A 13873-nucleotide genomic window follows, 5' to 3' on the forward strand; every position below is an offset into this window, starting at 1 on the left:
GCTGTAATTTTCGATATCAACAAATTTAGAAAAATATTAAGGCTATTTTTACGGATTCTTTAACTATTCGATGAAATACATATTAAAAAACCATAGAAAATCAGCTTCCTATGGCTTTTAAAGGGTTTGACAAAAGTTAACTTTTCATTAAAATTATCTTAAAAAAACAACTCGTAAGATAATTCTTACCTACCGTGTAAAAAGGAGTTCTCTATACTTTGTAAGAGGCCATAATTCGTCATCAACCAATAACTCTAATTTATCACAACTATATCTAATCTCATCAAAAATTGGCTTTACTATATTACAATAATCAGAAGCTTTTTTCTCTAAATCTTCGAGGTTGTTTGCTTTTCTACGTTCTTCGGTCATACCATTAACCTTAGTATTAATTTTACCTATATAATCAGAAATTTCTTCTATTATCCCCATCTGTTCCTTAGCATATTTTTTAAAGTCTTTTCCATATAATTCTTTTAAACCAGATACATTATTGATCAACATATTCTGATAACGTATTGCGGTAGGAATTACATGATTTCTAGCAATATCTCCTAGAACACGTCCTTCAATTTGAATACGCATTACATATTCCTCTACTTCAATTTCATAACGAGCTTCTGCTTCGATCTTATTCATAACCCCCATTTTTTCAAAAAGCTCCAGGTTTTTTTTAGAAACTTTTGCTTTTAATGCTTCGGGAGTAGTTTTATTATTACTAAGTCCTCTCTTTTTTGCTTCTTTTTCCCATTCTTCACTATATCCATTTCCTTCAAAAAGTATGTTTTTAGACTTCTTTATATATTCTCGTAATACATTAAAAATAGCTTCATCTTTTTTCAATCCTTTCTTATCAACCAAAGCATCTACTTCTTTTTTAAAATCTAAAAGCTGTTTGGCTACAATTGTATTTAAAATCGTCATTGGGTTTGCGCAATTAGCTTTGGACCCAACCGCTCTAAATTCAAACTTATTACCAGTAAATGCAAAAGGGGAGGTTCTGTTTCGATCTGTATTATCCAGTAATATCTCGGGTATTTTCCCTACTACATTCAACTTCAAATCTGTTTTTTCCTGAGGAGATAATTTACCATCTGTAACGCCTTCTAATTCTTTTAATACAGATGTTAATTGTTCTCCTATGAATACAGACATAATAGCTGGTGGAGCTTCGTTAGCACCTAAGCGATGATCATTACTGGCTGAAGCAATTCCAGCCCTCATCAATTCTTCATTTTCATTAATTGCCTTTATGGTATTAATAAAAAATGTTAAAAACTGAAGATTACTCATTGGTGTTTTTCCCGGCCCTAATAGATTTACGCCAGTATTGGTTGACAAAGACCAGTTATTATGTTTACCAGACCCATTAACCCCTGCAAATGGTTTTTCATGCAGTAGCACCTTTAATTGATGTCTTGCAGCCACCTTATCCATAACATCCATTACCAAAGAATTATGATCAACTGCCAGATTAGTTTCTTCATATATCGGCGCCAATTCGAATTGATTAGGAGCCACCTCATTATGACGTGTTTTTACTGGAATTCCCAAAAGCATACATTCTGTTTCTAAATCCCTCATATAATCAAGGGCTCTTGTAGGGATACTTCCAAAATAATGATCATCTAATTGTTGTCCTTTTGCAGAGGAATGACCAAGAAGTGTTCTTCCTGTCATCAAAATATCAGGTCTGGAATATGCTAATGCACTATCGATTAAAAAATATTCTTGTTCCCATCCAAGTGAAGCATTTACTTTTTTTACATTTTTATCAAAGTATTTAGCTACAGCCGTAGCAGCTACATCAACAGCATGTAAAGCTCTCAATAAAGGTGTTTTATAATCAAGGGCTTCTCCTGTATAGGCTACAAAAACTGTAGGAATACACAATGTGGTACCATAGATAAATGCTGGAGAGGTTGGATCCCATGCAGTATACCCTCTAGCTTCAAAAGTATTTCGAATACCACCATTTGGAAAAGAAGAAGCGTCAGGTTCTTGTTGCACTAATTGCCCTCCACCAAATTTTTCCATTCCTTGTCCGTTACCTATTGTTTCAAAAAAGGCATCATGTTTTTCTGCAGTAGCGCCAGTTAATGGCTGAAACCAATGTGTATAGTGCGTTACGCCTTTAGACAATGACCATTCTTTCATCGCTGATGCTATCTGATCCGCTACTCTTCTATCAATCTTGGAACCATTTTCTATAGCATCCATAACACTATTATAGGAATCTTTGGTTAAGTATTGAAGCATCGTTGTTTGATTAAATACATGTTCACCAAACAATACAGATCTGCGTTCAGTTTCTTTAACTACCACAGAACTACGATTTAACGTCTCTTTTAGCGCTTGAAATCTTAGTGTTGACATAATTGAGTAAATTTTACTGCAAATATAGAAGAAGTTTTTATTGTTAATATTAAAATAATGCTGTTTAAAAATTAAAAAAAATAGAAAATACCCTATAAAAAAGTAGGGTATTAATAAAATTTGGACTAAAAACTAACTTTACCCCCCTGTTTTTTTTATGTTTATAAAAAAGAAAGCTAAATTTGTCAACTATATAGAGTTCAATTTATAAAGTGTTAATTATGAGTAAAGCTAAATTAGAATATATCTGGCTAGATGGTTACAAGCCAACTGCTAATCTAAGAAGTAAAACAAAAGTTGAAGAAGATTTTAGCGGTAAGCTTGAAGATTGCCCTATGTGGTCTTTTGATGGTAGTTCTACAAAACAAGCAGAAGGTGGTTCTTCTGATTGCTTGTTAAAACCTGTAGCTATCTACCCTGACCCTTCAAGAAACAATGGTTACTTAGTAATGACTGAAGTGTTAAATGCAGATGGAACACCTCACGAATCTAATGCAAGAGCTACAATCGATGATGATGATAATGATTTTTGGTTTGGTTTTGAGCAAGAGTACTTTATCATGGATTCTGCTACACAATTACCTCTAGGATTCCCTGTAGGTGGTTACCCTGGACCTCAAGGTATGTATTACTGTTCTGTTGGTGGAAAAAACACTCACGGAAGAGATTTTGTTGAAGAACATGCTGATCTATGTATAGCTGCTGGTCTTAATTTTGAAGGAATCAATCAGGAAGTTGCAAGTGGACAATGGGAGTTTCAATTGTTTGCTAAAGGAGCGAAAAAAGCAGGAGATGAAATATGGATTGCAAGATATTTATTAGATCGTCTTACAGAGCAATACGGATACTATATTGAATACCATCCAAAACCAATTAAAGGGGACTGGAACGGTTCTGGTATGCACGCTAACTTCTCTAACGAAGTATTAAGAACATGTGGTTCTAAAGAAGTATACGAAACTATTTGTGAAGCATTTAGACCTGTTACCAAAGAACATATTGCTGTTTATGGTGAGTTTAATGACCAAAGATTAACAGGAGATCACGAAACACAATCTATCCATGAATTCTCTTTCGGAGTATCGGATAGAGGAGCTTCGATAAGAATTCCTATTATTACTGTAGAAAACGGATGGAAAGGTTGGTTAGAAGATCGTCGTCCTGCTTCTAATGGTGATCCTTATAAAATTGCTGCAAGAATTGTAAAGACTGTAAAAACAGCAGACGTTACCGCTATGCTAGCTTAATAATGTATTGTAGTAACTAACATTATGTTGGTTAAACGCTAAAAACACCTCTGAAATTCTTTCAGAGGTGTTTTTTTATACTATTACTCTATAACCTATAAAACCATAAGGACAAGCCTCTTTTTCTACTTCATAAATACCAAAGCAATAAAAATACAATATGCTACAAAAATTAGAAATCCCTTTGAACGACCCAGGGTCATTTTTTTAGGAATAAAAGCTAAGGGAAGTAAAATTATAGCAAATCCAAGCATCCAGTATATATTTACACTCATGAGGGTCTCATCTTTTACTGCTATGGGTTGAATCAAAGAAGTAATACCTAACACTGAAGCGATATTAAAAATATTAGAACCTATAAGATTTCCTAACGAAATTGCCTTTTCTTGCTTTAATGCTGCGATAACAGACGCTGCCAATTCTGGAACACTTGTTCCTACAGCAATAAGCGTAACCGCAATCACACCTTCACTAATTTCCATTTTTAAAGCAATGGCTTCAGCTCCGTTAACCAGTAGTTCAGAGCCAAAATACAAAGCACCAGCTCCAATAAGTAGCCAAATTACAATTTTAAAATTAGACGTTTTTTGAAGAGCATCATCTACCTCTTCTACCATCGTATCAGAAAATTTTCGAGCCCTTCTAATTAATACAAAAAGATAAACAAACAAGGATAACAGCAATCCTAAACCTTCTAACTGTGTTATTACACCATCATTATCCAGTAAAACATAAAGAGCTAAGGACAACAATACCATTACTGGCCAATTAAATTTATAAAAATCCTTATCAATTGCCAAAGGGCCAATGATTGCCGTAATACCTAATACCAAACCAATATTGGCGATATTAGACCCAATAACATTACCTAAGGATATGTCTGAAAGCCCATCCATTGCTGCCTGAACACTTACAAGCAATTCTGGAGCAGATGTAGCAAAAGAAACTACAGTCAATCCAATAACCATACGAGACAACTTAAGCCTAAAAGACAATGCTACCGAAGATCTAACTAAAAACTCTCCTCCCACTACCAGAAGCACAAGTCCTATAATAACATACAGTATACTAACAAACATAAATTCTAAATTTGTTTGCGAATATAAAATAAGTATCTCGTAGTTTATAGCTCTATAGCTGATTTTTTCTCTCCTAATTAACGATATAAAATATTAAAAACTAGAATTATAGTTAAATAACTATAAAAATAGTTGTAAAACTAGAATTATAGTTTTAGCTTTGATCATTCTTAATAATAGACTCATGGAAAAACTAACAAACAAAGAAGAAGTTGTAATGCAAGCGCTATGGAAATTAAAAAAAGCGTTTGCAAAAGAAGTTCAGGCTGAGCTTAATAATACAGTCCACTATAATACAGTTTCTACTATTATAAGAAACCTTGAAGATAAAGGATATATAGCGCATCAAGCTTTTGGAAAAACACATCAATATTACCCTATTATTACCAAAGAAGATTATCGAAGTGCATTCATCAGTAAGGCCATGAAACAATATTTTAATGATTCTTACAAAAACATGGTTTCCTTTTTTGCTAAGGAAGAAAAAATTACCGCCGAGGAATTAAGAGAGATTTTAAAAGTAATAGAAAAAAAAGAGTAAACCATGGAAACATTTTTAATCTATATATTTAAATCAAGTGTATTGCTTTCTATATTCTATTGGGTATACTATCTACTATTAAGAAAAGATACATTTTTTACCATAAACCGCCACTTTTTACTATTAGGAGTTTTTATTTCAATACTTCTACCTTTTGTTGAGTTTACTACGATCAAATTTATAGAAGCTCCTCTTTTTTATACTACAGGAACAGACTCCTCTGCACCATCATCTGAGGTACGCAAAAGCACAAATTGGTGGATGATTGGCTGTATGATCTATAGTATTGGAGTCCTTATCCTGTTCATTCGTTTTGGCTTTCAATTACTTTCTTTAAAAAGGCTAGTAGCCCATAATCAGGTTATAAAAAATGAAGAGTTTCATTATGCAGAGGTCGCAGAAGAGATTGCACCATTTTCTTTTTTTAATCTTATTGTATATAACCCTGCGCTTCATTCTTCTAAAGAATTAGACATGATTCTTAAGCATGAAAAAGTGCATGTAAAACAATATCATACTATAGATGTCCTGATCATAAACCTTATCATCATTTTTCAATGGATTAATCCTTTTGTCTGGTTATACAAAAAAAGTCTGGAACAAAACCTTGAATTCATTGCAGATCGCGAAGCAATCAATCAATTATCTTCTAAAAGAGAATATCAATTAACGTTGGTTAGAGTATCATCAAACAACTACTCTGCCATCACAAATAATTTTTATCAATCATTAATCAAAAAGCGAATAGTTATGTTAAACAAGCAAACATCCCAAAGCAAGAAATTATGGAAAATCACCATCATTCTTCCTTTACTAAGTCTATTTTTATGGAGTTTTAATACTACCGAAATTATCAAAATTAAATCTGGCAAACAATCCAGAAATGGAATATCAAAAGATATTATCTCCCCAAATGCAGGTAAAAAAACGATACAATTTATAATCGATAAAAACTCTACTAAAGAAGATCTTAATAAGGTTAAAAAAATACTAAAGAACGATTATGACGTAGAAGTTAAGTTTTCTAGTATTGAGCGCAATAACAAAGATGAGATTATTAATATAAAGATAGATGTTGCATCCAAAAAAAGTACCGGAAATTATGCACTAAAAAATGATGAACCCATCCATCCTATTATAATTTCATACAATAGTAAAACAGGTAGCATTAGTATTGGCGGAGGATCATCTGCTGGAAATTCTGAATATGTATGGGTAAATAGTAATGGTAAACCCAAAGGCAGTAATCAAATTATCCAAATTCATTCTGATGAAGATGATGGACACTTTGAAATGCATACAGATGACAAAAGAACCTTTGCTTATATCACCGGGAATTCTAAAAAAGATCCTTTATTTATAATTGATGATAAAGAATCAACTAAAGAAAAGATGGAAAAAATAGATTCTGATCATATAGAAACTATTAATGTACTTAAAGGAAAAGCTGCAGAAAAAAAATATGGAAGCAAAGGTAAAAACGGAGTTGTAGAAATTATTACCAAAAAGAAATAATCAAGTCCAAATATAAATCTAAAAAAACTCACTTGAAGAAAGTGAGTTTTTTGTATTTTAGAACTATGCAAAAACAATTCTTTTCTGTTATCGCAAAAATAAACAAGGTACTACTTCCTAGTTTTACAAAGAAAAGGTTAGATCTTAGCAAAGCTTCCAAACTTCAATTACTGCTATTTGGTTGGCGACTATATGTAACCAAAAGAGCATTGTAATATCTTTTATTTTCCCAACAAGAAAAATTTTGCAACACTCCTGTAAATATTTCGTAATTAAAGATGAAATAATATCTGTTCAATAACATAACAAAAAAATATTTAGTATGAAAAAATGGATCATTTTAGGAATGGGCATACTAGGTACGCTTTCCTTAACAGCTTTTACAACATCCATAAATCAGCACACCAAACTATATAAGACACAGTCTGATGAAATAACTGCAATTATCAATAAAGATACTTCAGAGCAAGAATTAGAAGACCTAAAAACATTCTTTTCAGAAAATGGTATAGAACTTATTATAAAAGAAATACAATTTAATGATCAAAATGAAATTACAAGTCTAAGCCTGATCTTAAAAAAAGGGAACTCAAAAAGCCAATACTCCTCCTCTTCAAACGAGCCTATTTCAAAAATAGAATTAGGGTATAAAGATGATAGTTTATTTATTACAAATTCAGGGATGTTTGATATTGCTGCATGGAGAAATCAATCTGGATTTAGTCAGTCTCATATGGATATGGATAGCATCATGAAGAAACATAATTTTGCCTTTGATTTTAATTTTGACGAAGAAAATGATTCTTTATTTTTTAATGGCAGTTTTGATATACAGAAACTGAAAGATCAAATTATGCAATCTTTTAGTTTTGAAGAAGGTGAAGACGGAAGTTTTATTTTTAATGGACAACAATTGCATCCATTCCAAAACAAAAATACTCAGAAATTTAGTTTTGTTGACAACCCTGATATTGAAAAACTTATCATAATCGATGGAAAAGAATCTAATTTTGATACATTAGATCATCTTGCAAAATCAGACCAACTATCAGAAGTAGATTTTCTTAAATCACAAACCGCAATCAGCATCTACGGTGACAAAGCAAAAGACGGCGCAATTATCGCAATAACAAAAAAGTAAATTACTTTTATGCCGAATTTTATAAAAGCCTTCTGTAAAATGAAGGCTTTTTTATGCTCAATAGGTTAAAAGAGAAGAAATTGGTGCATTAAGTTTGTCCTTCCCGCAAAGGAAATCCAATTTCATTATGAAATTACATTGCACTACTACTCCACCTAACTCTACAACCAAATCACACACTGCCTTGGCAGTACCTCCAGTTGCCAGAACATCATCATGAATCAACACATGTTCTCCTGGCTGTATAGCATCGATATGAATTTCGAGGGTGTCTTCTCCATATTCGAGGCTATAATTTTTGGATTTTACCTTGTAAGGAAGTTTTCCCTTTTTGCGAACTGGGACAAACCCCGCTCCTAAACGTTCAGCAATCATACCTCCAATAATAAATCCTCTCGATTCAACCCCTATTACTTTATCGATGTTAACACCTTTAGGACTTAACGCCGCTAATTGATCTGCACAACTCACCAAAGCGTTATGATTCGCTAGTAAAGGAGTAATATCTTTAAATATAATTCCGGGGTTCGGAAAATCAGGAATATCTCTAATAAAATCATCTATCTTCATTGGTCGAAAATAATGAAAATAAAAAAAAGAGCAAATAAAAGAAACAAAAGCTAATCATAGGACTATGAATACGTATAGCTTATCTATTTAACATCAAGGCACTTAAATTCCATCTTCATATATATCATTTATCTCATCATATCTAGTTGGTTTTTTTAGTTTCTAAAAAGTCCATATAAATGTTGCCAACTATATAAAAAACATTTATATTTGCACCCGCAAAACGGCCTCGTAGCATAACTGAATAGTGCACTTGATTACGGCTCAAGAGGTTGCAGGTTTGAATCCTGCCGAGGTCACAAAAATTACTCATAAAGAGTATTAAAACCTTACAAATCCTATGATTTGTGAGGTTTTGTTGTTTTTGGGCGATAATAAGATTTGAATTAATATGATTCTAAACGTTAACAAATCGGTGAACAGATTTTTAATCAATCAACACTGTTAACCGAATAAATGGTAAGCAGCAATTATAATAATACTCATCTTTTACTATTTAAATTGGATTTTTGCATTTTCACTTTATAGTTTCAATAACAGAATTTACAAATTCGTACACATTAAAAGAAGGTGTTGCCTGAGAGATACAATAAGACAATACCTTTTTGGTCTTGGGCGCATAGCCAATATAAGTGCCATAAAAACCGTAGTGGCCATAAAAAGTTTCACCACCATAAACAGATTGGTAAACACCAAGGCCATAAGGTAATTCTGTTTCTTTGGTGGGTTGTACAGCTATCATTTTTTCTAGCGATTCATAACTCATCAATTTTTCATTGAAGAGTGCTTTTATAAAAATGGTTAAGTCTTGATGGGTGCTCACTAATCCGCCACCAGACCAATCAAATGATGTGTTTATAGCATTAAAATCTGTATTACCTACATATTGATGAATTCTTCCATTATTGGAATGTGTTTTTTCGTAGAATTCAAAGTACGTGTCTTGCATTTTTAATGGATTCAGAATTCTATCCCGAATGGACTGAGACAATGATTTCCCATCTAGTTTTTCTATCAAAAACCCCAAGAGTACATAGTTCATATCAGAATAACGCCACTCTTCTCCTGGTTTAAATTTTGCATCTTTATTAAGCTCAAATTCGAAATACAAATTTACCATATCTTCAGGTCGATACTGTCGGTTTGGTGTTGCCATTACCTTACCGAAAAAGGCTTCTTGTCTATCATTAAAAATATCGGCTAGACCACTTCGATGCGATAGTAAATGTTTGATAGTTATAGCTTTTGAGAAAGCGAAAGCTTGATAAAGATGAAATTTCTCGAACTGCAAATCATTCATTCCGTTTAGGTGTTTATAAATTGGGGCATTCAAGCGTAATTTTCCTTCTTCTTCTAATTGTAAAATAATAGTAGCCACAAATAGTTTAGTGCTACTGGCAATACGAAACTGGTCTGTAATTTCTATTGCGTTTCCCTCTCTTTTTCTTTTACCTACTGCTTCACTTGCTAATACATCGCCGTCATTCTCTATGAATATAGAAATACTGTAAACAGGATTATCAGTATTATTACTTATTTTTTCATTTATAAATGATGATAGTTGTTGAGCATTTCCTACTAAAGGAAATAATATCAAAAGTGTAATTAGTGTTTTCATAATACGTTACTTAAATGGTGTATGATTTTAAATACCCTTGGTGCTGAAAACCCAGTTTGTGATAAATGGGTGCCCCTAATTTTGAGGCTACCAAATGAATAAATTCACTATCATTTTTTAAGGCAGTAGCAAGTAAATGTTTGGTCATTTTCTTTCCTAATCCGAATCCTCGAAATTTTCTTTTGGTGCCAATCATATGCAGTCCAAAATCCCCAATAGAATCTTGAAATACAATTCCACAGCTTACATAGTCTCTTTGGTATCTCCCTATAAAAAGCTGAACCTTCTTACTATGTATCAAGGGAGCTATTGTACTCTCATAAATCGTATATCCAAAAGACTTCGAAGCAACTTTTGCAAACATTTTGGCTCCAAAGGCATCCATCACTTTTTCAATTTCAGGATAGTTGGCATACTCTACTTCTGCTGTGTTATGCATTGTCATTGCTGCTACAGAAGAGGTTTGTCTAAACCCTTGTGCCTGCAAGAGGTTTTCAAGGGTTTCATTTTCTTCTACTGCAACCGATTTGGCCAATTGGTAACTGGCTATTTTATTCTTTAATCCAATGATATGGTGCTCTTTGAGGTCAAATATTTTAGAGGGCCAAGTGGTGTCTTTGGGGAAAAGACTGGAAACCCCCTCATATTGATTGAAATATCCGCCCATTTGACCGAGGTGCCTCCAAAATTCAAACTGATGTTGTATCGCAGGTATCATTTTTAAGCATATTCAATAGTGGATGCTTCAATAAGCGCAGCAGAATCTTCGTAGAAACGATACTCTTTAATCATTTCATCTTCTACAATACATAACTGTACCCAATTGCTATTAAAGAGTTTTCCTGAACTCTTTACTAAATGTGAAAAAGTCCCTTTGGCAACCACTAAATTATCAGCTGCTTCCATAATAGTTTCAACATTAAATGCCTTGGTTTCAAAAAGGGATACAATGTTATTCAGAAATTGCCTCGCTTCATTTCGTGTACGATAGATACCGTGAAGTTGTTCGGTAGGGCGTTCTTCTTCTTTTACACTTACGATATAACATTCAGGATGAAAAACATTCATTACAGCTTCTAAATCCCCTTGCTGAAAAGCATTAAAATAGGCTTGGACAACTTCTGCATTGGTTTTCTTTGGTTTATAGTCCGTCTTCACAAAAGCATAAAAAGCTTTATCCAATTTTTCTAACTCTTCAATATTGCTAATGGTATTTGTTTGGATGTCAAAATTCTCCTTAAAGCTTCCCAGTGAATGAGTTGCTCTTACTTGCCCACCCCATATCGGCACCAACTTTTCTAACAATGCTAGCTGTGTTTTTGCTCCTGTGACTCCAGGAGATGTACTTAACAGAAAGACGGGTTTATTTCCAAAGAAACGTTGGGTAATGACAGAGAGCCAGTCTAATGTGTTTTTTAAAAATGCAGTAGGTAACCCGTTATGTTCTGGCGATGCTATTATAAATCCCTCGCTCTCTTCAAATATGGTATACAACTGCTGTATTTGTTTTGGAATTCCATCTGCAAGAATTTGTGGTGAGAAAATATCCACATCAAACTTCTTTAGGTCAATAAATCTAATGTCATAATCCGAGTATCGTTTAATTACTGATTGGATTAGTTTTTCGTTAATGGATTCTGGACTGTTGCTTCCAGAAAAAGCTACTATTTTTTTCATTTTATTCTATTTTAAATTAATACAAATTTGATGATGTCCTGCTTAAATCATTTATTCAAGTGGGAGTATGATTTGTTCGAAAAGTGTACTGTAGAATCGTTAGTGACTCTAACCAACTCTGGCTCCAAAATGATTGACTTTTGATAGCCATTGTATGCGTTGTTTTTTAGTTGAGTCCTTCACAGCTGCCAGATAGGTAACCTTTACAGGTTTTACGCCACAGAACTCCAAGACTCCTTTTTTTAACTGATTGATTGCTGGGTTTTTCATAACCAAACTATTATACCAACTTACGGTATCTGCTGTCACTATAATTCGAGCTGTTTTACCTTTCAATAGTTTGTCTGGAAACAGTTTCCCCTTTTGGTATTTAAAGGTGATACCTGGTAGGAAAGTACGGTCGATAAAGCCTTTCAGCAAAGCAGGGAGACCATACCACCACATCGGGAATACCCAAACGAGATGTTCTGCTTCTTTAATCTTTTTGATGGCCATTTCTAAATCAGGCTCTAATGCATAAGGAATCCTATAGCCATACTTTAAGTTTGGGTCAAAATGAAGCTCCGAGAGATTTAAGGTCTCTACCAAGGAATTACCTGAAATTGCTCCTTTTTTATAGCTTTCCGCCAAAGCCCAGTTGTAACTTTCTTTATCTGGGTGTCCGTTGATGATGAGTACTTTTTTCATTGTATGTTCGTTTTTTGATGCTTCGACTAGGCTCAGCACAGGTTGATGATTTTAATTTTGAATGATTACTGAGACGTTTCCTCGTTTTCTACTCGAATCTACATAGTGATGTGCTTCAATAAGGGTTTCTAAACTGTATTCTTTATCTATAAATGGCTTAATTCTTCCACTATCTACGAGTTGGCGTATTTTCAGGAGTAGTTCCGTACTTTCTTTGGTGAGCATTTTTGTGGAAACGAATTGACCACCACGCTTTAAAACTTTTTTAGCATCTGACTTTGAAGTTTTTCCTACGGTGTCGAACACAATATCGTAGCGTTCGGATGATTGGGTATAGTCCTGATTCTTGTAATCGATTATCGCTTCAGCCCCTAGTTGCTCCACCATCTCCAAATTATTGGTGCTACAAACCCCTGTAACGCGAGCTCCAAAATGATTCGCAATTTGTACCGCATAACTTCCCACACTGCCCGAAGCGCCATAGATGAGTACTATTTGGTCTCTTTCAATATTCGCCTTTTGCAGTAAATACAAAGCTGTCATACCACCGATGGGTAATGCTGCAGCTTCTTTATGGAGCAGTTGTTTTGGTTTCTTGATGACAACACCTTGATTCCAATGTTCAGGTACACACATATATTCTGCATAGGCTCCTGTTTTTAACATTGAAGTGGTTCCGAAAACTTCATCACCTACTTTAAACTTCGAGACCTTGCTTCCAACTCGTTCAATTACTCCCGACCATTCGTGACCCAAGATTTGTTTTTTTGGTCGGAACAATCCGAACATCAAACGGGCTGGGAACCAAACTAGCAGTGGAAAATCAGATGCCCGTAATCGAACGTCACCTGCGGTTACCGAAGTAGCATATACCTTTACCAAAATTTCATTGGGTTTTGTTGTGGGTTTTCCTAGCTCTTTCAATTGAAGGACTTCTGGCGAACCATATTTAGAATACACTACTGCTTTCATTTTTAGAGATTTTATTGATGAATAAACTCGTATAATTTGATGGTACAAAGATGCGATTGATTAGGTCACCAGTCGTTCCGGAATGTAATTCCGAACTTCTTTAAATTCCTTTCAAAAGATATATCCATATAATGCGCGACAAGCGAATGTTAAAGGATGATAATAAAAGAATGGTCATAGCTATCCATGGAAGAATCCATAAATCGAAGGTGTCCTCAAAAAAGAAAGTTCCAATGATATATACTGCCACAGCTTGTGCAATTCCCAAAGCGTAACTCACATACATCGCACCGAAGAAAAACCCAGGTTCTTTCTCAAAGACATATCCACAATGGGAACAACTTTTGTTCATCTTAGGTTTTCTAAAATTGAAATAGATGTTCTTTTCTTTATAAATCTGGCCTTTATCACAGTTAGGGCATTTGTTATTTAATATCTTCTGTATCATCA

The 13873-nt window shown here is 33.9% G+C and carries 14 protein-coding genes and 1 tRNA gene; 6 read left to right on the forward strand and 9 right to left on the reverse strand.

Features of this window, described 5'->3' with window-relative positions; genetic code table 11:
- Positions 1 to 189 precede the first annotated feature (189 nt).
- The gene (locus DK442_RS26905) at positions 190 to 2376 is read right to left on the reverse strand and encodes a glutamine synthetase III (RefSeq protein ID WP_109439015.1); all 2187 of its coding nucleotides are present in this window, start codon (positions 2374 to 2376) and stop codon (positions 190 to 192) included.
- A gap of 221 nt (positions 2377 to 2597) precedes the next feature.
- Here DK442_RS26905 and DK442_RS26910 point away from each other — a divergent pair, with 221 nt between their 5' ends.
- The gene (locus tag DK442_RS26910) at positions 2598 to 3623 is read left to right on the forward strand and encodes a glutamine synthetase beta-grasp domain-containing protein (RefSeq protein WP_109439016.1); all 1026 of its coding nucleotides are present in this window, start codon (positions 2598 to 2600) and stop codon (positions 3621 to 3623) included.
- 125 nt (positions 3624 to 3748) lie between these two features.
- On the opposite strand, the gene DK442_RS26915 is transcribed toward DK442_RS26910, so the two are convergent.
- Positions 3749 to 4702 (reverse strand): calcium/sodium antiporter, encoded by a 954-nt coding sequence (locus DK442_RS26915; protein ID WP_109439017.1) that lies wholly within the window; start codon positions 4700 to 4702, stop codon positions 3749 to 3751.
- Between the two features lie 184 nt (positions 4703 to 4886).
- Here DK442_RS26915 and DK442_RS26920 point away from each other — a divergent pair, with 184 nt between their 5' ends.
- From DK442_RS26920 to DK442_RS26935, 4 genes are all read left to right on the forward strand, one after another.
- Positions 4887 to 5243 carry a BlaI/MecI/CopY family transcriptional regulator gene (locus tag DK442_RS26920; protein WP_109439018.1) on the forward strand — a complete coding sequence of 119 codons (357 nt, stop codon included), beginning with the start codon at positions 4887 to 4889 and terminating at the stop codon, positions 5241 to 5243.
- Positions 5244 to 5246: 3 nt separating this feature from the next.
- Complete coding sequence (locus DK442_RS26925; RefSeq protein ID WP_109439019.1) at positions 5247 to 6758, forward strand: M56 family metallopeptidase; 1512 nt, start codon at positions 5247 to 5249, stop codon at positions 6756 to 6758.
- Between the two features lie 65 nt (positions 6759 to 6823).
- Positions 6824 to 6973, forward strand: coding sequence for an SsrA-binding protein (locus tag DK442_RS28730; protein WP_109439020.1), 150 nt, complete (start codon positions 6824 to 6826; stop codon positions 6971 to 6973).
- A 107-nt stretch (positions 6974 to 7080) separates the two neighbouring features.
- Complete coding sequence (locus tag DK442_RS26935; protein ID WP_109439021.1) at positions 7081 to 7899, forward strand: hypothetical protein; 819 nt, start codon at positions 7081 to 7083, stop codon at positions 7897 to 7899.
- Between the two features lie 57 nt (positions 7900 to 7956).
- Here DK442_RS26935 and DK442_RS26940 read toward each other — a convergent pair whose 3' ends face one another.
- Positions 7957 to 8469, reverse strand: a complete 513-nt coding sequence (locus DK442_RS26940) for an adenine phosphoribosyltransferase (protein WP_109439022.1) — start codon at positions 8467 to 8469, stop codon at positions 7957 to 7959.
- Between the two features lie 225 nt (positions 8470 to 8694).
- Between DK442_RS26940 and DK442_RS26945 the strand changes: the two genes are divergently transcribed.
- Positions 8695 to 8768, forward strand: a tRNA-Arg gene (locus DK442_RS26945).
- A 218-nt stretch (positions 8769 to 8986) separates the two neighbouring features.
- Here the strand turns inward: DK442_RS26945 and DK442_RS26950 are convergent.
- From DK442_RS26950 to DK442_RS26975, 6 genes are all read right to left on the reverse strand, one after another.
- The gene (locus DK442_RS26950; RefSeq protein WP_109439023.1) at positions 8987 to 10087 is read right to left on the reverse strand and encodes a serine hydrolase; all 1101 of its coding nucleotides are present in this window, start codon (positions 10085 to 10087) and stop codon (positions 8987 to 8989) included.
- A 10-nt stretch (positions 10088 to 10097) separates the two neighbouring features.
- The gene (locus tag DK442_RS26955) at positions 10098 to 10805 is read right to left on the reverse strand and encodes a GNAT family N-acetyltransferase (protein WP_109439024.1); all 708 of its coding nucleotides are present in this window, start codon (positions 10803 to 10805) and stop codon (positions 10098 to 10100) included.
- 2 nt (positions 10806 to 10807) lie between these two features.
- Complete coding sequence (locus tag DK442_RS26960; RefSeq protein ID WP_109439025.1) at positions 10808 to 11764, reverse strand: NAD(P)H-dependent oxidoreductase; 957 nt, start codon at positions 11762 to 11764, stop codon at positions 10808 to 10810.
- Positions 11765 to 11872: 108 nt separating this feature from the next.
- A complete protein-coding gene (locus DK442_RS26965; RefSeq protein ID WP_370444688.1) occupies positions 11873 to 12490 on the reverse strand; it encodes an NAD(P)H-dependent oxidoreductase in 618 nt (205 codons plus the stop codon).
- A 12-nt stretch (positions 12491 to 12502) separates the two neighbouring features.
- Positions 12503 to 13423 (reverse strand): NAD(P)-dependent alcohol dehydrogenase, encoded by a 921-nt coding sequence (locus tag DK442_RS26970; RefSeq protein WP_109439027.1) that lies wholly within the window; start codon positions 13421 to 13423, stop codon positions 12503 to 12505.
- A 100-nt stretch (positions 13424 to 13523) separates the two neighbouring features.
- On the reverse strand, positions 13524 to 13871 hold the full coding sequence (locus tag DK442_RS26975) for a DUF983 domain-containing protein (protein WP_109439028.1): 348 nt from the start codon (positions 13869 to 13871) through the stop codon (positions 13524 to 13526).
- Between the last annotated feature and the right edge of the window lie 2 nt (positions 13872 to 13873).

This window comes from Aquimarina sp. AU119, from assembly GCF_900312735.1.
Taxonomy (GTDB): Bacteria; Bacteroidota; Bacteroidia; order Flavobacteriales; family Flavobacteriaceae; genus Aquimarina; species Aquimarina algiphila.